Source organism: Sphaerisporangium rufum (genome assembly GCF_016863395.1).
GTDB lineage: Bacteria > Actinomycetota > Actinomycetes > Streptosporangiales > Streptosporangiaceae > Sphaerisporangium > Sphaerisporangium rufum.
Genome location: NZ_BOOU01000071.1, coordinates 60866 through 78554, shown reverse-complemented (window position 1 = coordinate 78554; position 17689 = coordinate 60866). Strand labels below are relative to the sequence as shown.

Annotated in this window: 15 protein-coding genes; 6 read left to right on the top strand and 9 right to left on the bottom strand. The window is 72.9% G+C overall.

Translation table 11 applies throughout. The features are described 5' to 3' along the window. Positions 1–3: 3 nt before the first annotated feature. Entirely contained in the window at positions 4–1770 is a 1767-nt protein-coding gene (locus Sru01_RS26465; protein WP_203990926.1) for a thiamine pyrophosphate-dependent enzyme, read from the bottom strand. 108 nt (positions 1771–1878) lie between these two features. Here Sru01_RS26465 and Sru01_RS26460 point away from each other — a divergent pair, with 108 nt between their 5' ends. Then, complete coding sequence (locus Sru01_RS26460) at positions 1879–2958, top strand: enolase C-terminal domain-like protein (protein ID WP_203990923.1); 1080 nt, start codon at positions 1879–1881, stop codon at positions 2956–2958. Between the two features lie 58 nt (positions 2959–3016). Here Sru01_RS26460 and Sru01_RS26455 read toward each other — a convergent pair whose 3' ends face one another. The 3 genes from Sru01_RS26455 to Sru01_RS26445 all read right to left on the bottom strand — a co-directional run bounded on the left by Sru01_RS26455 (position 3017) and on the right by Sru01_RS26445 (position 5841). Beyond that, positions 3017–3295: a hypothetical protein gene (locus Sru01_RS26455; protein WP_203990968.1), complete on the bottom strand. Its 279-nt coding sequence runs from the start codon at positions 3293–3295 to the stop codon at positions 3017–3019. Positions 3296–3658: 363 nt separating this feature from the next. Beyond that, positions 3659–4402, bottom strand: coding sequence for an SRPBCC family protein (locus tag Sru01_RS26450; protein WP_203990920.1), 744 nt, complete (start codon positions 4400–4402; stop codon positions 3659–3661). Positions 4403–4557: 155 nt separating this feature from the next. Next, positions 4558–5841 (bottom strand): NAD(P)/FAD-dependent oxidoreductase, encoded by a 1284-nt coding sequence (locus Sru01_RS26445; protein ID WP_203990917.1) that lies wholly within the window; start codon positions 5839–5841, stop codon positions 4558–4560. Between the two features lie 189 nt (positions 5842–6030). On the opposite strand from Sru01_RS26445, the gene Sru01_RS26440 reads away from it, so the two are divergent. Beyond that, on the top strand, positions 6031–7803 hold the full coding sequence (locus tag Sru01_RS26440) for a bifunctional metallophosphatase/5'-nucleotidase (protein ID WP_203990915.1): 1773 nt from the start codon (positions 6031–6033) through the stop codon (positions 7801–7803). A gap of 181 nt (positions 7804–7984) precedes the next feature. Continuing rightward, complete coding sequence (locus tag Sru01_RS26435; RefSeq protein ID WP_203990912.1) at positions 7985–8356, top strand: STAS domain-containing protein; 372 nt, start codon at positions 7985–7987, stop codon at positions 8354–8356. Positions 8357–8377: 21 nt separating this feature from the next. Here Sru01_RS26435 and Sru01_RS26430 read toward each other — a convergent pair whose 3' ends face one another. Both Sru01_RS26430 and Sru01_RS26425 read right to left on the bottom strand, forming a co-directional pair. Next, positions 8378–9853: a cryptochrome/photolyase family protein gene (locus tag Sru01_RS26430; RefSeq protein ID WP_203990909.1), complete on the bottom strand. Its 1476-nt coding sequence runs from the start codon at positions 9851–9853 to the stop codon at positions 8378–8380. 294 nt (positions 9854–10147) lie between these two features. Continuing rightward, the gene (locus tag Sru01_RS26425; RefSeq protein WP_203990906.1) at positions 10148–12028 is read right to left on the bottom strand and encodes an ABC transporter ATP-binding protein; all 1881 of its coding nucleotides are present in this window, start codon (positions 12026–12028) and stop codon (positions 10148–10150) included. Positions 12029–12457: 429 nt separating this feature from the next. Here Sru01_RS26425 and Sru01_RS26420 point away from each other — a divergent pair, with 429 nt between their 5' ends. After that, the gene (locus Sru01_RS26420) at positions 12458–12610 is read left to right on the top strand and encodes a hypothetical protein (protein ID WP_203990904.1); all 153 of its coding nucleotides are present in this window, start codon (positions 12458–12460) and stop codon (positions 12608–12610) included. 171 nt (positions 12611–12781) lie between these two features. Here the strand turns inward: Sru01_RS26420 and Sru01_RS26415 are convergent, their stop codons facing one another. Continuing rightward, a complete protein-coding gene (locus tag Sru01_RS26415; RefSeq protein ID WP_239137755.1) occupies positions 12782–14668 on the bottom strand; it encodes a DUF1996 domain-containing protein in 1887 nt (628 codons plus the stop codon). 333 nt (positions 14669–15001) lie between these two features. On the opposite strand from Sru01_RS26415, the gene Sru01_RS26410 reads away from it, so the two are divergent. Continuing rightward, entirely contained in the window at positions 15002–15436 is a 435-nt protein-coding gene (locus Sru01_RS26410) for a hypothetical protein (protein ID WP_203990900.1), read from the top strand. A gap of 92 nt (positions 15437–15528) precedes the next feature. Then, entirely contained in the window at positions 15529–16104 is a 576-nt protein-coding gene (locus Sru01_RS26405) for a hypothetical protein (protein ID WP_203990897.1), read from the top strand. Between the two features lie 95 nt (positions 16105–16199). Here Sru01_RS26405 and Sru01_RS26400 read toward each other — a convergent pair whose 3' ends face one another. Both Sru01_RS26400 and Sru01_RS26395 read right to left on the bottom strand, forming a co-directional pair. Then, entirely contained in the window at positions 16200–16409 is a 210-nt protein-coding gene (locus Sru01_RS26400) for a ferredoxin (RefSeq protein WP_203990894.1), read from the bottom strand. Between the two features lie 14 nt (positions 16410–16423). After that, a complete protein-coding gene (locus Sru01_RS26395; protein ID WP_203990891.1) occupies positions 16424–17620 on the bottom strand; it encodes a cytochrome P450 in 1197 nt (398 codons plus the stop codon). Between the last annotated feature and the right edge of the window lie 69 nt (positions 17621–17689).

Here is a 17689-nt window from a genome sequence, read left to right as displayed (position 1 = left end):
GGGTCACCGTCCGAACTGCGAGAGCTTGTCCTTGAAGAGGGTGGTGGCGATGGACGCCTTGCGCGGCTGGCCCTTCAGGAAGGCCTGGGCGAACTTCTTGGCCTGCTCGTAGGACACCTTGCCCGGCATAGGGGGTTCGTCGGGATTGACGGCCACATCCAGCAGGGCGGGCCCGTCGTAGGCCAGCGCCTCGCGCACCGCCGCGTCCACCTCGCCCGGGTCGGTGATCTTGCGACCGTAGGCGCCGCAGGACCGGGCCCAGCCGGAGAAGTCGGAGGCCGGCTCGCCGAAGCGCACGCCGTGCTCGGGGTAGCCGAGGACCATCTGCTCCCAGAGGATCTGGCCCAGCGAGTCGTTGTTGTTGATCACGACCTTGACCGGCAGCCGGTGGCGGGCCGCGGTGAGGAACTCGGCCATCAGCATGGCGAAGCCCCCGTCACCGATGTAGGCGATCACCTGCCGGCCGGGGAAGGCGTGCTGCACGGCGATGGCGTACGGCAGGCCGGGCGCCATGCTGGCGAGGTTGCCCGACAGGTAGAAGCGCCGGTCGCCGCGGATGGTCCAGTGCCGGGCCGCCCAGGTGGCGATGGTGCCGGAGTCGCAGGTGAGGATGGCGTCGTCGGCCGCCGCCCGGTCCACCACGCTCATCAGGTACTGCGGGGCGATCGGGTGGCGGCCGGCGGACTCCAGCGCGGCCATGTCCTCGCGCCAGCCGGCCATGGCCTTCTGGTACTTGGCCAGGTGGCCGCGGTCCTCGTGCCGGGTGAGCAGCGGCAGCAGCGCGGCCAGCGCCTCCCGGGCGTCACCGATCATGGGCACCTGGGTGGGCATCCGGACGCCGGCCCGGGCCGGGTCGGCCTCGATCTGCACCACCCGCGTCTTCCCGGGCTCGGGCAGGTGCTTGGTGTAGGGGAAGTTGGTGCCCACCATGAGCAGCGTGTCGCAGTCCTCGACGAGCTCCTCCCCCGGCCGGGTGCCGAGCAGCCCGATGCCGCCGACCGCGTACGGGGAGTCGTCCGGGATGACCGCCTTGCCGGGCAGCGTCTTGATCACCGGCGCGCCGAGTTTCTCGGCCACCGCCAGCACCTCCTCCCGGGCGTGCAGCGCGCCGGCGCCGGCCAGGATGGCGATCCGCGTTCCGGCGTCGAGCACCTCGGCCGCCGCCCGCAGGTCCTCCTCGCGCGGCCGGCCCGGCGCGGGCAGGTAGATCGGCGCGGTGGCCGGCGGCCGGGCCGGGGCGACGTGCTGGAAGGGATCGGCGTCGGCGTCGGCGACCTGGACGTCGTTCGGCAGGCACAGGTGGGCGACCCCGCGGCGGGCATAGGCGGTGCGGATCGCGATGTCGACCACGCCGGGGAGCTGGGCGGGGTTGGTGACCGTCAGGTTGTACTCGGCGACGTCGGCGTACAGCTGCTCCAGGTTCACCTCCTGCTGGTAGCCGGTGCCGAGCACGCTGGTCTCCTGCTGGCCGGTGATGGCGAGCACCGGCTGGTGGTCCAGCTTGGCGTCGTACAGCCCGTTCAGCAGGTGGATGCCGCCGGGGCCTGAGGTGGCGAGGCAGACCCCGATCCGGCCGGTCGCCTTGGCGTGCGCGGCCGCCATGAAGGCCGCCGCCTCCTCGTGGTGCACCAGGACGAACCGCACCCGGTCGGCGTGCCGGCGCAGCCCTTCCATGATCCCGTTGATGCCGTCCCCGGGGAGGCCGTAGACCGTGTCGACCCCCCAGGCCGCCAGCCGCTCGATCAGTTCTTCGGAAGCGATTCGCGTCATATCGGCGGGCATGCCCGCATCTCCCCGGCTAAACATTTTCCACAGGTAAACATTCGACAAGGGGTGACTATCACTCTTAGCCGAAGGCCGGCCGGGTACGGGCCCACGGTGACCACCATCCGCACGGTTCGAGCCCTGGCCCGCCAGGTGCCCACCGACCGGCCGGAAGGCGACGGCACCCTCGCCTGGGACCGGACCACCCTGGTCGTGGCCCTGGCCGAGGCCGGCGGCCGCACCGGCACCGGCTGGACCTACGCCCCGGCGGCGGCGGCCGGGTTCATCGAGGAGACGCTGGCCGCCGTGGTGACCGGGCTGCCGGCGATGGACGTGCCGCGCGCCTGGACGGCGATGGTCCGCCAGGTGCGCAACGCCGGACGGCCCGGGATGGCGGGATACGCGCTGTCGGCGGTGGACGTGGCGCTGTGGGACCTGAAGGCGCGGCTGCTCGGCGTGCCGCTGGCCGACCTGTTCGGCACGGTGCGCGACGAGGTCCCGGTGTACGGGTCCGGCGGCTTCACCACCTATCCCGACGAGGTGACCGCCGAGCGGCTACGCCACTGGGTGCACCACCAGGGCATCCCCCGGGTAAAGATCAAGATCGGCGAGTCGGCCGGCACCGCCGAGGAGCGCGACCTGCACCGGGTCGCGCTGGCCCGCCGGGTGATCGGGCCGCTCGCCGAGCTGTACGTGGACGCCAACGGCGGCTACACCGCCAAGCAGGCGGTGCGGGTGGCGGCCCGGATGCGCGAGCACGACGTCCGGTGGTTCGAGGAGCCGGTGTCCTCCGACGACCTGGCCGGCCTGCGGCTGGTGCGCGGCATGGTGGAGGCCGACGTGGCCGCGGGCGAGTACGGCTGCGACCTGGCGTACTTCACCCGGATGTGCGCGGCGGGCGCGGTGGACTGCCTCCAGATCGACGCCACCCGCTGTGGCGGCTACACCGGGTGGCTGGGCGCCGCGGCCGTCGCGGCCGGGCACGGGATCGAGGTGTCGGCGCACTGCGCGCCGAACCTGCACGTCCCGGTGGCCGCGGCCACCGCCGGGCTGCGGCACGTGGAGTGGTTCCACGACCACGCGCGCGTGGAGTCCGCGCTGTTCGACGGGACCGGCGAGCCGGACGGCGGTGCGGTGCCGGCCCGGCCGGCGGGCCTCGGTCACGGGCTCACCTTCCGCGAGACGGCCGGCTGACCGGCGCGGGGCGCGGGCGGACCCGGCAGGCCGGCGCAGGCCGGCGGGTCAGCGCGGGTCAGCGCGGGTCGTCGGGGCCGGCGGCCAGGGTCTGGCAGGCGCGCAGCCGCCAGTGGCTGATCGCCGGGTCGGTGAGGGCCTCGGTGACGGTGGCCTCGATCTGGGCGGGGGTGGTGCCGTCCGCGGTCTCCACCCGGATGACGATCTCGCCGTTCGCCTGGCGGAGGTCCTTGCGCCACTGATCGGGCAGCAGGGCGAGAATGCGGATGCCGTCCACCGGGGAGCCGGCCGACGCGCCGGGCTCAACGGTTGGGCACATCGTCAGCTCGACCAGCATCGTCACGCGTCCTCGTTCAGTCCCAGGTGGTGCCGGGAGTCCTCCCGCCGTCCCCGCCTACGCCGATCGTACCCGAGCGGGAACCGGCACCGATCGGATTCCGGTTCGCAGCGCCATTCATGGCTTTATTCCGGTTTGCCGACTGAATTGGCTGCTTGCCCATTTCTCTGCTCTATTTCAGATGAAGTGATTATTTGTCGGAATCATTCTGGCGGGCGGGCGGCGGCACACCGTCCCCGGCGACCGGAGCGGCGGCGTCCGGACCGGCCGGAACCGGCCGGTCCGCCGCCCTCCTGCAGGTACGGGCCCGGCGAGGGCCGCCGTGCCACCGGGGTCATGGTCGGCGCCTTCCGCCGCACCCGGTCAGAGGAACAGCTTGGTCAGCCAGTTCTGCCATGCCTGCTCGACCTCCTTGGGGTCGACCTTGTCGGCGAAGATGTGGTGGCCGACCACCAGCGTGTTGTTCATCCCTTCGATGAAGCGGTACAGCCCGTCGCCGGTGCGCACCCCGAGGAAGCCCTTGGCCACGTAGTCGGCCACGCCCTCGATCGGCTTGAACCCCTCCGGGGTGAGCCGCACCCTGTCTCCCTGCACCACCTCGCCGCGCAGGCCCAGCCCGCGCTCCAGCGCCCGCCACACCGACTCGTCCCCCGCCTGCCCGGGGCGCGCGGCGAAGACCACCAGCGCGAACTGCCCCGGGAAGTGCTTGAGGTACTGGTCCAAGGTGTGGAGGTACATGTCCCAGCCTCGGTTCAACGCATCCACCTCCGCCTGCCCGCCATCACCGAGGACGCCGTGCTGCCGGAAGCGCAGTACGCACTCCTGCCGCCCGCGCTCCTCGATGTCGAATTCGAACGCCATGTAGGTACCGTCATCGCCCTCGCCACCCCGGTAGCCGAAGCGCCTGCCCGGCTCCCAGGCGGTCACGGTGGCCTCCACCGGGAAGTCACCGAAGAACTGCCGCGCCTTACCTCCCTCCCGTGGCTCGACCTCGTTGCGGCCCATGAACCAGGAGTTCAGGCCGGCACCGGTGGCGATGGCCTCGAAGATCCGGCCGGCGTCGGCGGCCAGCGGGACGTCCTTGCGGATCTCGAACGGGTGCGTCATGTCGTCCTCCTCCGGTGGCGGGGATCCGGCGGATCCCTCCCTGCGTGCCTCCACGTTCTCACCGAACACTTTTATTGTCAAGACTAAACGAGTTGTCGGATAGAAGGCGTGTCGCGGCCGGGATCCGGCGCCGCGCACCGGTCAGGCCGTGGAGGTCAGCGGGCGGCGCCGGCCAGATCGGCGAGCACCGCGTCCGCCGCGCGCCGCCCGGACACCAGCGCGCCCTGGATGGACCCGGTGTCGCGGTGATCCCCGCACACGTAGCGGCCGTCGCCCAGCCGGACCGGCCGGCGCAGCGGCATCGGCGGCCGCATCACCGGCAGCGCCGCCCGGATCGGGTAGGTCGCGATGTGCTCCCAGCCGGAGGTGTCGCCGTACATCTCGGCCAGCCGTGCCCGGACCGCCGGCTCGTCGCGGTCGCCGGCCCGGCCGAGCACCGAGGTGGACACCAGCGCCCGGCCGTCGGCCGAGTACTCCGGCGCCGCGTCGGTCAGCACCAGGGTGTCGGCGATCACCCCGGTGGGGTCGACCAGCTGCGTCGCCTCACCGAGTGGCGAGCGGGGCACGGCGTGGTAGAAGGTGGTCACCGACCGCATCTCCGGCACCGGCAGGCCGGGCAGCAGCCGGGCCGCCGCCGCCGGGTCGGTCGCCACCACCACCGCCGCGGCCGGCACCTGCGCGCCGTCCGCCGTGGTCACCCCGTCCGCGGTCAGCGCGGCGACCGGCGTCTCCAACGCCACGGTGCCGGCCGGCAGCCGCGCGGCGAGTTGCTCGGGCACCCGTCCCATGCCGAGCGACGGCACGCCGATCGTGCCGCGCGCGAAGGACCGCCAGAACAGGTGGAAGATCCGGCTGGAGGTCTCCAGCTCCCGTTCCAGCAGCACGCCGGACAGGAACGGCCGCAGCAGCGTCTCCACCATCCGCGGCGAGACACCCCAGCGCCGCAGCTCCTCGACCGTGGTCCGCTCGGTGCCACCGCGCGCCATCGAACCGCGCACCACCGAACCCGGCAGCGCCAGATCCCGGGCGGTCAGCGCGGCCAGCGCCGCCTTGTCCACCGGCGAGCCGACCCGGGCCAGCACCGCGCTGAACGCGTCCCGTGGATGCCGCCAGGGCAGCATCACCCGCTCGCGCCGCCCGTCCAGGACCACCAGCAGGCCCGAGTTGAACGGCCGCAGGCCGAGCGCCCGGACGTCCAGCACCCGCGGGACCTCCGGATAGCCGGTGTTGAAGACCTGGAAGCCGCGGTCCAGCCGGAAGCCGTCCACCAGGTCGGTGCGCACCCGGCCGCCCACCCCGTCGGACGCCTCCAGCACCCGGACCGGCACCCCCGCCCCGGCCAGCCGCAGCGCGCAGGCCAGCCCGGCCAGCCCGGCCCCCACGACCACCACGGTGTCCCGCCCGCCGTCCCGCCCGCCGTCCCGCGCGCCGTCCCCCATGTCGTGCCCCTTCCCCCGGGCCGGACCCGCGAGGAGCCGGCCGCCGCGTGGATCCGCCGTACGGATCTTTCTTCGGCCGGGAGGGCGCGTCCGGATGCCTCCGGCGCCGTCCGGCCCGACGTGCGCGCGGGGACGGCGGATAAGATCCTTGTGACCGGCAGGTAACTTTCGCTGGCTAACGTCCTCGCCATGCGTCCCCCGATCGGCAGGCTGATCGCCGCCGGCGCCGTCGTGGCCACCACCCTCGGTCTCACGGCACCGGCCGCCCTGGCCTCATCCCCCGCCGCCCACACGGTGCAGGTCACCGTGATGGCCAGTTCCGACATCCACGGCAATGCCCTGAACTGGGATTACTACAAGAACGCCGAGTACGACGACAGCGCGCACAACGACGTCGGCCTGGCGAAGATCTCGACCCTGGTCGACAAGGTGCGCGCCGAGCGCGGCGCCGGCCGCACCCTGCTGTTCGACTCCGGCGACACCATCCAGGGCACGCCGCTCGACTACTACTACGCCAAGGTCGAGCCGGTCACCGAGACCGGGCAGACCCACCCGATGGCCCGCGCGATGAACGCCATCGGCTACGACGCGGTCACCCTGGGCAATCACGAGTTCAACTACGGCCTGCCGCTGCTGGCCACCTGGGTGAAGCAGATGAAGGCCCCGGTCCTCGGGGCCAACGCGGTGTCGGCCCGGACCGGCCTACCCGCCTACCTGCCGTTCGTCATCAAGACGATGAAGGTCCCCGGCGAGCGGCCCGTCCGGGTCGGCGTGCTCGGGCTCACCAACCCGGGCGTGGCCATCTGGGACAAGGCCAACGTCGAGGGCCGGTTGAAGTTCCTCGACCTGGTGGCCACCGCGAAGAAGTGGGTGCCGGTCATCCGCGGCCTGGGCGCCGACGTCGTCGTGGTCACCGCGCACGCCGGCGACAACGGCATGTCGTCCTACGGGACGGACCTGCCGGTGGAGAACGCCTCGGCGATGGTCGCCGAACAGGTGCCCGGCATCGACGCGGTGCTGTTCGGCCACGCCCACAACGACGTGCCGCAGCGGTTCGTCACCAACAAGCGGACCGGGGCGCAGGTGCTGCTCACCGAGCCCGGCAAGTGGGGGCAGCGGCTGTCGGTCGTGGACTTCACCCTCACCCGGCAGCGCGGCCGATGGACCGTCACCGGCAAGTCCTCCGCCACGCTGAACGCCAACACCGCCGCCGAGGACCCGAAGATCGTCTCGCTGATGAAGGACCAGCACGACACGACCGTCGGCTACGTCAACAAGGTGATCGCCGAGTCCCGGCAGGAGCTGTCCGCCGCCGAGTCGCCGTACAAGGACACCGCCATCCTGGACTACATCCAGAAGGTGCAGACCGGCCTGGTCGCCGCCGCCGTCGCCGGCACCCCGGACGCGTCGCTGCCGGTGCTGTCCATCGCCGCGCCGTTCAGCCGCACCGCCGTCTTCCCGGCCGGACCGGTGAGCGTGCGCGACATGGCCGGGCTGTACGTGTACGACAACACGCTGCTCGGCGTGAAGATGACCGGCGCCCAGATCAAGGACTATCTGGAGTACTCCGCCCGGTACTTCAACCAGCTCGCGCCGGGTGCCCCGGCCGACCCGGCGGCGCTGACCAACGCCGGCGGCATCCCCGACTACAACTACGACCAGCTGTCGGGCGTCTCCTACGACATCGACGTGGCCAGGCCGGCCGGGCAGCGGATCACCGGCCTGTCCTACCAGGGCGAGCCGGTCGCCGCCGGCCAGGAGTTCCTGGTGGCCGTGAACAACTACCGGCAGTCCGGCGGCGGCGGCTTCCCGCACATCGCCGCCGCCCCCGTCGTCTACAACGCCCAGGTGGAGATCCGCCAGGCGCTGATCGACGCGGCGGCCGCGGCCGGCACCATCGACCCGGCCACGTTCGCCGAGACCAACTGGCGGCTGGTCCGCGACGGCGTCCCGCTGTTCTGACCGTCCGGCCGGCGCCCGCGGGGCACCCGCGGGCGCCGGCCCCAGGCCGCTCCGGTGCCGGTCACGGTGTTTCCTGGCCGATGCCCTTGTGTTGTCGCACGTCGCGGGACAAGACTGGGGGCAAGCCCAGCCCGGAGGTCGACATGCCGCTGACCGCGCCCCGGTACGCCGGGAGGCCGACATGCCCCTGACCGTACGGCGGGAGAACCGCCACCAGTTCACCGTCATCACGCTGATCGGCGAGATCGACCGCAACGAGTCGTCCCGGCTCGGCGCCAGCATCGACGAGGCGCTGCGCGAGGGCCCGCCGCGGCTGCTGTTCGACCTGTCCCGGCTGAGCTTCATCGACTCGGCCGGGCTGCGGCTGCTGGTGATGGCCTGCTCGCACGCCCGCAGGGGCGGCGGCTCGTGCGCCCTGTGCTCGCTGTGCCCGGCACCGCGGAAGATCATGGACCTGACCGGGCTGAAAGCCGCCTTCGACATCTACCCCGACCTCGGTACCGCCCTGGACGGCGGCCCGCTGGAGAGCACCGCCTCGCTGCGGGTCTACTGACCCGGCGCGCCAGGGGGCACGCTAGGGGGGCGCGGCACCGCGGCCGGCCTCCCGGGCACAGACCTCGTCGATGTCGGCGAGCCGGCGCAGCCCGGCCACCCCGCGGGCGGTGCGCGGGTTGCGGGCCAGCCGCTCGCGGTTGCGGGCGACGAACCACCAGTAGCCGGCGGTGAACGGGCAGGCGTCCGCGCCGGTCCGCCGGTCCGGCCGGTAGCGGCACTCGCCGCAGAAATCGCTCATCCGGTCGATGTAGGCGCCGCCCGCCGCGTACGGCTTGGTGGCCAGCATCCCGCCGTCGGCGTGCTGGGACATGCCGATGACGTTCGGCACCATGACCCACTCGTACCCGTCGGCGAAGCACCGGTGGAACCAGCCGGTGAGCGCCGCCGGGTCGTAGCCGCGCTGCAGGGCGTGGTTGCCGAGCACCATCAGCCGGACGATGTGGTGGGTGAAGCCGGTGTCGCGCACCTGGCGCAGCGCCCACGACAGGCAGCGCGCCGTCACCGCCTCGGCGTCCAGCGTCTCGAACCACCCGGGCAGCGGCGCGTGGGCCGCCAGCCGGTTCAGCGAGACGTACCCCGCGCCGAAGTGCCAGTACAGGTGCCACACGTAGTCGCGCCAGCCGATGAGCTGCCGGACGTACCCCTCGGCACTGGCCAGCGGCACCCGGCCGGACCGGTAGGCGGCCTCGGCCGCGCGCACGCACTCCATCGGGTCGAGCAGGCCGAGGTTGAGCGCCGGGGAGAGCATGCTGTGCGCCATGTCCGGATCGCCGGCCAGCATCGCGTCCTGGGCGGGGCCGAACGCGGGCAGCCGGTGCTCGACGAAATGGCGCAGCGCCCGGCGCGCCTCGCCGGTGGTGGCCGGGAACACCCGCGGGCCGTCCCGGCCGGTGAACGCCACCTCGCCGGCCCGCTCCCAGCGGTCCAGATCGTCGCGGACCTGCTGGTCGATCTCGTCCTCCTCGGCCCGCCACGGGCCGGGGACGCCGAGCCCGCCGGCCGGCGGCGGGCGGCGGTTCTCCGCGTCCAGGTTCCACCGGCCGCCGGCCGGCCGGTCGCCGTCCATCAGCACGTCCAGCCGGCGCCGGGCGTCCCGGTAGAAGTCCTCCATCAGCAACCGGCGGTGGCCGCGCCGGCCGGCCCAGGCGGCGAACTCCTCGGCGGTGGTGGTGAAGCCCCGGGCCGGCAGGACGGTCACCCGGTCGCGGCGCCGGACGAACGCGTCGGCGGCCCGGCTGGTGGGATGGCAGACCGACAGCCGGCCGGGCACCTGGTCCAGCGCCGCGCCGTAGGTCTCGGCCCGCACATGCAGGGCCTGCTCGCCGAGCTCGGCGGCCCGGTGCCGCAGCGCGGAGAGCACCAGGTGGGCCTTCTGCCGGTGGAACCTGCGGCGGCGCAGCACCGACCGCGCCTCGATCAGCAGCACCGGCTGGCCGGGCGAGTCGAGAAAGTGCCCGCCGAGCTGGTCGGCGAAGAGCCAGCGCCTGTCCCCCACCCCGCCATGCTCTCCCGCCCGCCCGGGCCGCCTGGTACACCGCGCCGGGCCGCCCGGCAAAGATCGTCCCGCCCGGCGCGCGGCGCCCCGCCGGGCGAAGACCGGCGGCCCGGTAGATCTCGGCCCTCCAGGCCCCGGCGGCCCCGAAGAGCCCGGCCCCGGCGGTCCCGGCGATCCGGCGGCGGCCCGGCCGGGCGTCGCCCGGACCGCCGGGCCGTTCGTCAGGAGACCGGCTGGACCTCGCCCTGGACGCTGCGGCGGCCGTCTCGGTGGGGCAGACCGCCGGGCCGTTCCTCAGGAGACCGGCTGGACGGGGGTCTGGTCGAACTGGGTGCGGTGCAGCTGCTCGTAGCGGCCGCCGGCGGCGAGCAGCTGCTCGTGGGTGCCCCGCTCCACCACCCGGCCGTTCTCGATGACCAGGATGAGGTCGGCCTGGCGCACGGTGGACAACCGGTGGGCGATCACCACCGCGGTGCGGCCGGCCAGCGCCTCGCCGAGGGCCTCCTGCACGGCGGCCTCGGAGGTGGAGTCCAGGTGCGCGGTGGCCTCGTCCAGGATGACCACCCGGGGCCGGGCGAGCAGCAGCCGGGCGATGGTCAGCCGCTGGCGCTCCCCGCCGGAGAGCCGGTAGCCGCGCTCGCCGACCACGGTGTCCAGCCCGTCGGGCAGCCCGGCGATCAGCTCGGCCAGCCGGGCCCGCCGCAGCGCGTCCCAGATCTCCTCCTCGTCCGCCTCGGGCCGGGCGAGCAGCAGGTTGGCCCGGACGGACTCGTGGAACAGGTGGCCGTCCTGCGTCACCATGCCGAGGGTCTCGCGCACCGAGTCGGCGGTCAGGTCACGGACGTCCACCCCGCCGAGCCGGACCGCCCCGGCGTCGACGTCGTACAGCCGGGCGGCGAGCTGGGCGATCGTGGACTTGCCCGCGCCGGACGACCCGACCAGCGCGACCATCTGCCCGGGCTCGGCGCGGAAGGAGACGTCGTGCAGCACCTGGACGCCGCCCCGGTTGTCGAGGGCGGCGACCTCTTCCAGCGAGGCCAGCGAGACCTTGTCGGCCGCGGGATAGGCGAACCGGACGTTGTCGAACTCGACCGCCACCGGGCCCTCCGGCACCGCGACGGCCCCCGGCCGCTCGATGATCAGCGGCTTGAGGTCGAGCACCTCGAAGACCCGTTCGAAGCTCACCAGGGCGCTCATCACCTCGACCCGGGCGCTGGCCAGCGCGGTCAGCGGAGCGTACAGCCGGGTGAGCAGCAGCGCCAGCGCCACCACCGCGCCCGGCTCCAGCCGGCCGGCCAGCGAGTAGTAACCGCCCAGGGCGTAGACGACGGCCAGGGCCAGCGCGGAGACCAGGGTGAGGGCGGTCACGAAGATCATCTGCAGCATGGCGGTGCGCACCCCGATGTCGCGCACCCGCCGGGCGCGCAGCGCGAACTCGGCCGACTCGTTGGCCGGCCGGCCGAAGAGCTTGATCAGGGTCGCCCCGGGCGCGGAGAACCGTTCGGTCATCTGGGTGCTCATGTGGGCGTTGTGGTCGGCGGCCTCCAGCTCAAGGCGGGCCAGCCGGGAGCCCATCCGGCGGGCGGGGAGCACGAAGACCGGCAGCAGCACCAGCGCCAGCAGGGTCACCTGCCAGGAGAGCCCGAGCATGACCAACAGGGTGAGCACCAGCGTCACCAGGTTGCCCGCCACGCCGGACAGGGTGTCGCTGAACGCGCGCTGCGCGCCGATCACGTCGTTGTTCAGCCGGCTCACCAGCGCGCCGGTCCTGGTGCGGGTGAAGAAGGCGACCGGCATGCGCTGCACGTGGTCGAACACCGCCCGCCGCAGATCCAGGATCAGCCCTTCGCCGATGCTCGCCGACAGCCAGCGGGTGAGCAGGCCGAGGCCGGCGTCCAGCAGCGCGATCACGGCGATCAGCGCGGCGAGCGTGGCGACGACGCCGAACTCGGCGCGCTGCACGATCGCGTCCACCACCCGGCCGGCCAACACCGGCGAGGCCACCGCCAGCACCGCGGTCACCACGCTCAGCACCAGGAACGCCGCGAGCGCGCGGCGGTGCGGCCGGGCGAAGACGCCGATGCGCCGCAGCGTGGCCATGGAGAACGGCCGCCGGTCCTGCTGGGCGTGCATGGCGTTGTACAGCGAATGCCATGCGGTCATTTCCATGCTCATCGCGAGAGTCCTTAGCTGTCTTGAGCACCGGTGAGCGGGCAGGTGCCGATCGCGCCCGATCGAACGCGTGTACGAATCTTAGCGGGACCGGCGCGGGGCGGCGCCCACGTTTCGCAGGACGCGCCGCAGTGATCGGCTGGATCCAGGCTAAAAGCTCAACAATGGTTCAGGTCAACTGGTTTATCGGCCGGCCGCCGCACGGCGGCGGTGCCGGACACCGCCCCCCGGGACCGCCGGGCGAGATGTCCGTTTTGCCGGAACCCATGCTGCGGATTTGCCTCCGCCCGGGTGACCGTGCGGCGGGCTCTGGTTACCGTGAGAGCTGTACCGCGCCGTATTGGCGTATCCCGGGAAACCCCATCACGACGCCCCGTCGGCCCGGCGCGACCCGCGCGGGGTCACCCAACCATCGGGTTACGGAGTGATCTCATGTTCAGACGACTCATCTCCACCGGCGCCCTGCTCACCCTCACCATGGTCGCCACCGCGACCCCCGGCCGCCTCGGCCGCGGCGGCTGCGACGACGACTGGTACGACGACTGGGACGACTGCGACGACTGGGACGACGACTGGTACTTCTAGCCGTCCCGCGCGCGCCCGATCCCCGGGCGCGTCTCGGCACGCACCGTGGTGCCCGGCCGCCGCGACCCCGCGGCCGGCCGGACACGCGGCGAGGCCGCCCCGCGAACCTCTTCGCGGGGCGGCCTCGTCATGTCCGGGCGGCCCGCCGGGCCGCCGCGTCCGCGCCGTCGCTCAGCAGCGCCGGCCGGTGTTGATGCAGTCCACCGCCCGCTTCATCAGCGCCTCGGGCATCACGTTGATGAAGTCGCCGTGGTCGGTCACCGGCTTGTGCAGCTGCTCGGGAAAGCTGTCGACCGCGAAGCCCGGGCCCGGCGGCACGTTGTAGGTGATCCGCTGCTGCAGGGCGGGAATGGCCTGGAACCCGGCCGGGCACGCGCCGTCCGGCGCGGCGAAGGCCACGTGCGTGCGGTGGTTCGCGCTGTCGATGTTCTGGCCGTCCCAGCAGCTCTGGAAGTTGAAGGTCCGTACCACCTGGCTGCCGCGCGGGCAGATCGGGTACTTGTCCTTCAGCTGGCGGTTCTCGAAGCCGGTGCAGGACCAGCTCGCGTTGGCGTTGGTCGTGCCGTTGGTGAACGACTTGGCGTCACCGGTGATGATGCGCAGCAGTTCCGGCATCGCCACGACCTTGCTCTGCGGGTTGCCGCCGAACTTGAGGGTGACCGAGGCCGGCCGCACGATCCGGCCGATGTTGCCGTCCAGGCCACCGCCGGCCTTGTCGGCGTCGTTGCCCCGCTGGTTCTGCAGGCGCAGCACCGGCCAGAAGTGCGAGGACTTGTCGCCGTTGCGGCAGGTGGTGCCGGCCGCCTTGAGGCTGTCGTTGGTGGAGAAGCCGTTGTTGTCCAGGTTGCCGACGTAGTCGTGCACGTGGTGGGCGCCGTTGGTCACGCCGGGGGCCACGATGACGTTGTCGGAGTTGAAGTGCCCGTTCTCGTTGCGACCGCACTGGGTGATGAACGAGCCCCGGGAGCCGTTCGCACCGACCTGCGGCCGGTTGACGTTCGGCTGGACGCGGCGGATGTCGACGAAGTCCTCCGGCGACGGGCCGGTGGCCCCGCCGGCGCCGCCGGTGGGCGAGGCGCTGGGCGACGCGGACGCCGACGGCGCCGGTGTCGCACCACCGTTGTTCCCACCGTTGTTCCCGCCGTTGTCGCCCCCGTTGTTCCCGCCACCGTTGTTCAGGGTGCACCGGACCAGGTTCAGCAGGCCCTGGGGACGGGCGGCACCGGTCCGGGCGATCGCGGTGGAGATCCGGTTCAGCGTCGCCAGGCGCTTGCCGGCCAGCGGGCCGAGGATCGCGTTCTGGATGAAGTTCCGCCCACCCTGGCCCACGGTCGCGGCGAGCCGCCGGTTGGCCTCCTGGATCTGGGTGTCGAGCAGGTCGAGGTTGCGCTGCACCTCCGCCTGCGCCGCGGCGGGGATCTGGCCGAGCCGGTCGGCCACCGGCGGGCAGTTCACCGTGGGGGCGGCGCCGTTCTGGCCGCCGTTCTGGTTTCCGCCGTTCTGGCCGCCGGCGTTCCCGCCGTTCTGGCCGTTACCGGCCTGGCCGCCGTTCTGGCCGCCGTTCTGGCCGCCGGCGTTCCCGCCGTTCTGGCCGTTGCCCGCCTGGCCGCCGTTCTGGTTGCCGCCGTTCTGGTTGCCGCCGTTCTGGCCGCCGGCGTTCCCACCGTTCTGCCCGGCGTTGTTCAGGGCGCACTTGGCGAGTCCCTGCAGGTTGTCCGGGCGCGCCGCGCCGGTCCTGGCGATCGCGGTGGCGATCCGGTTCAACGAGGCCAGGCGCTTGTCCGCCAGCGGGCCGAGGATCGCGTTCTGGATGAAGTTGGGCCCGCCCTGTCCCTCCGTGGTGACGATCCGGCGGTTCGCCTCGTCGATCTGGGTCTTCAGCAGGTTCAGGTTCTGCTGGACCTCCGCGTTGGCGGCGGCGGGGATCTGCGGCAGCTTGTCGGCGACCGAGGGGCAGTTGACGGTCGGCGCCGCGGCCGAGCTCACTAGGGCGGGGGCCGCGGCGAGAACCGACCGCGCCAGTGCAGTGGTCGTCGTCGCCGGCCCAGCCGGGGTCACGCTCGCCACGACGAGCCCGACCCCTGCCCCACCCAGGGCAAGGACGCTCAGGACGGGCCTGAACCGCCGTCTGTGCTGGTTTCGGATCATTCGAACTCCTCTGGGAGTCAGTACTCATGCGGCATTGGTCAGTGCCCCATCGCGAGGAGGTACGGGGGGAGCGCCGGAACAGTTCGAACCATCTTGGAAGTTCGCCGAAATTCTTATCCGGACCTGACGGCCCGGCGGCTACCGGCCCGGATGCGACTCGCGCGGCACGCGGATGAACCATCGGCGGCCGGCACGCGTATCCGCTGGCGGTGACATCCGCTGGACAGTGATGGGAGATCAGCCATGGGACGACGCACCGCCACGCGGGTGACCGCACTCGCCGGCTCCGTGCTCGCCCTCACCCTCGCCACGGCGTGCGGTGGCGGCGAGGACCAGCCGGCCCAGGCCGGCCTGGCCGCGGCGGGCGCGGCGGTACCCGCCGCCGACCCCGGCCCGCCGGCCACGATCAAGCAGCTGGCCACCAAGACGGGCTGCAAGAAGCCGCAGATCCAGACCGAGGCCGAGGAACTGCGCCAGGCGGCCTGCCAGACCGACCAGGGACAGTACGTCCTGGTGACCTTCTCCACCGACCAAGGCAAGACGGACTGGCTGACGGAGGCCAAGAAGTGGGGCGGCAACTACCTGGTCGGCACCCGCTGGGTGATCTCGGGCAACGACGCGGCCCTGCTGCAGTCGTTCAGCGCCACGCTCGGCGGCACCGTGGAGACCACGTCCTGACCCGCCGCGACGCTGAACCGGGGCGCGGGGAGCGCCGTATCTGGGAGCGTGCCGCAGGAACCCGGGCCGGCACGCCGGATGGGAGTGAAGAGATGGAACGTCCCCGCCACGCCGGGCCCGCCCGCCGCACCGCCGCGTCGCTCGGCGCCGTACTGGCGCTCGGCCTGCTCGGCGGGTGCGGGACCGCGCGCGGCGCCGCCGCCGCCCCCTCGACCGTCGAGCAGATCGCCGGGCGCATCGGGTGCGCCAAGCCGTCGATCCTGGTGAACGCGGCCGAGCTGCGGCAAGGCATGTGCCGCACGGCGAACGGCGGCGGCTTCTCGGTCACGACGTTCGCCACCGAGACCGGCAGGGATCAGTGGCTGGCGGACGCGGTGGACTACGGCGGGGCCTACCTGATCGGTCCCCGGTGGATCGTCGTCGGCAACACCCGCCAGATGCTGGAGCCGTTCCGGGCCGCGATCGGCGGCACGCTGCGCGACGGCGGCCACCAGATGCCCTCCGGCGCGCCGATGCCACCGGACCACCAGATGCCCTCCGGGCATCAGATGCCGCCCGGCCACCAGATGTCCTCCGGTACCCCGATGCCGGCGGACCACCAGATGCCCTCCGGCCACTCCATGCCGGCCGAGTCGGCCTACGACGCCTTCGTGCCGCCGCCGGCCTGACGGCGAGAGGCGTGGCGTTCCGGCCCCGACGCCCGGCCGGGGCGCCGCGAACGGCCGGGGCGGCGGGGCGGGCCCGCCGTCCCGGCCTTTCGTGCTCAGCCGGTCGCCGGCGCGCCGGCCAGGGACAGCGCCCCCGACGGGCACACCTGGACGGCCCGGCGGACGGCCGCCGCCCGCTCGGGGCCGGGCTCGGCGTCCAGGACCACGACGGTGCCGTCGTCCTCGCTCTGGTCGAACACCTCCGGGGCGGTGAGGGCGCACATGCCCGCGCCGATGCACCGCCCGGTGTCCGCGTTGATCAACATTGCCGGTGGACCTCCTACCAGGCGACCGGCAGCCGGTGAACGCCGTAGATCGCCATGTTGGACCGCATCTCGACCTGATCGGCGGGGACGGCGAGCCGCAGGCCCGGGAACCGCCGCAGCAGCGCCGGATAGGCGATGCGCATCTCGATGCGGGCCAGCTGCTGGCCGAGGCACTGGTGGACGCCGTGCCCGAAGGACAGGTGCCCCATGGCCTGCCGCCTGATGTCCAGCGTATCGGGCGACTCGAAGCGCCCGGGGTCGCGGTTGGCGGCGCCGAGGGCGATCGTGACGGACTGTCCCTTGCGCACCGTCTCGCCCGCCACCTCGACGTCCTCCAGCGCGGTGCGGATCGGGCCGAGGTGGATGACGGTGAGGTAGCGCATCAGCTCCTCCACCGTGCTCTCCGCCAGCGAGGGGTCCTCGCGCAGCGCGGCCAGCTGCGCCGGCGCGTTCAGCAGGGTGAACGTGCCGAGGGACAGCATGTTGGCCGTCGTCTCGTGCCCGGCGACCAGCAGCAGCACCGCGACGCCGGTGATCTCCTCCTCGGTCAGCTCGCCGGAGGCGACCAGCCCGCTGATCAGGTCGTCCCCCGGCTCCGCCCGCTTGCGGCGCACCAGCTCGGCCAGGTAGTCGGTCAGCCCGTCGATGGCGGCGGTGATCTCTTCGATGGAGGATTCGAGGCTGAGCAGGATGGAGGAGTCGCGCTGGAACCGCTCATGGTCGTCGTAGGGCACGCCGAGCAGCTCGCAGATGACCAGGGACGGGATCGGCAGGGCGAACGCCTGCACCAGGTCGGCCGGCGGGCCGAGCCGTTCCATCTCGTCCAGCCGGTCCTCGGTGATCTTCGCGATCCGCGGTTCGAGCAGCTTCATCCGCCGGACGGTGAACTGCCCGGTGAGCAGCCGGCGGAAGCGGGTGTGCTCGGGCGGGTCCTCGCGCAGGAAGAACCCGGGGCGCGGCTTGATCTGCGCCTGGCGCAGCCGCTGCGGGAACGGCGGGTGCATCAGCTCCACCCGGGTGCTGAAGCGCGGGTCGGCGAGCACCGCGCGGGCGGCCGCGTATCCGGTGACCAGCCAGCCCACATGCCCGTCGGCGTACAGCAGCGGCCGGATCGGCCCCTCCTCGCGCCATCTGCCGAGATCCTCGGGGGGATCGAGCGGCCTCTCCCTCGTCATCGGCAGGGTCACCGGTTGGGGCATGGCCTGGGTCATGACGCGCTCCTTGGACTTGACAGCCTTCGAAACCGAACGTCTTCCTGCTGCTTACTAAAACAGTACCCT

What these genes read in the sequence shown, in the direction of transcription:
- Sru01_RS26465 (WP_203990926.1), bottom strand. Translation starts at nt 1,770, where the DNA reads ATGACGCGAATCGCTTCCGAAGAACTGATCGAGCGGCTGGCGGCCTGG.
- Sru01_RS26455 (WP_203990968.1), bottom strand. Translation starts at nt 3,295, where the DNA reads ATGCTGGTCGAGCTGACGATGTGCCCAACCGTTGAGCCCGGCGCGTCG.
- Sru01_RS26440 (WP_203990915.1), top strand. Translation starts at nt 6,031, where the DNA reads ATGCGTCCCCCGATCGGCAGGCTGATCGCCGCCGGCGCCGTCGTGGCC.
- Sru01_RS26425 (WP_203990906.1), bottom strand. Translation starts at nt 12,028, where the DNA reads ATGAGCATGGAAATGACCGCATGGCATTCGCTGTACAACGCCATGCAC.
- Sru01_RS26435 (WP_203990912.1), top strand. Translation starts at nt 7,985, where the DNA reads ATGCCCCTGACCGTACGGCGGGAGAACCGCCACCAGTTCACCGTCATC.
- Sru01_RS26450 (WP_203990920.1), bottom strand. Translation starts at nt 4,402, where the DNA reads ATGACGCACCCGTTCGAGATCCGCAAGGACGTCCCGCTGGCCGCCGAC.
- Sru01_RS26410 (WP_203990900.1), top strand. Translation starts at nt 15,002, where the DNA reads ATGGGACGACGCACCGCCACGCGGGTGACCGCACTCGCCGGCTCCGTG.
- Sru01_RS26395 (WP_203990891.1), bottom strand. Translation starts at nt 17,620, where the DNA reads ATGACCCAGGCCATGCCCCAACCGGTGACCCTGCCGATGACGAGGGAG.
- Sru01_RS26400 (WP_203990894.1), bottom strand. Translation starts at nt 16,409, where the DNA reads ATGTTGATCAACGCGGACACCGGGCGGTGCATCGGCGCGGGCATGTGC.
- Sru01_RS26420 (WP_203990904.1), top strand. Translation starts at nt 12,458, where the DNA reads ATGTTCAGACGACTCATCTCCACCGGCGCCCTGCTCACCCTCACCATG.
- Sru01_RS26405 (WP_203990897.1), top strand. Translation starts at nt 15,529, where the DNA reads ATGGAACGTCCCCGCCACGCCGGGCCCGCCCGCCGCACCGCCGCGTCG.
- Sru01_RS26445 (WP_203990917.1), bottom strand. Translation starts at nt 5,841, where the DNA reads ATGGGGGACGGCGCGCGGGACGGCGGGCGGGACGGCGGGCGGGACACC.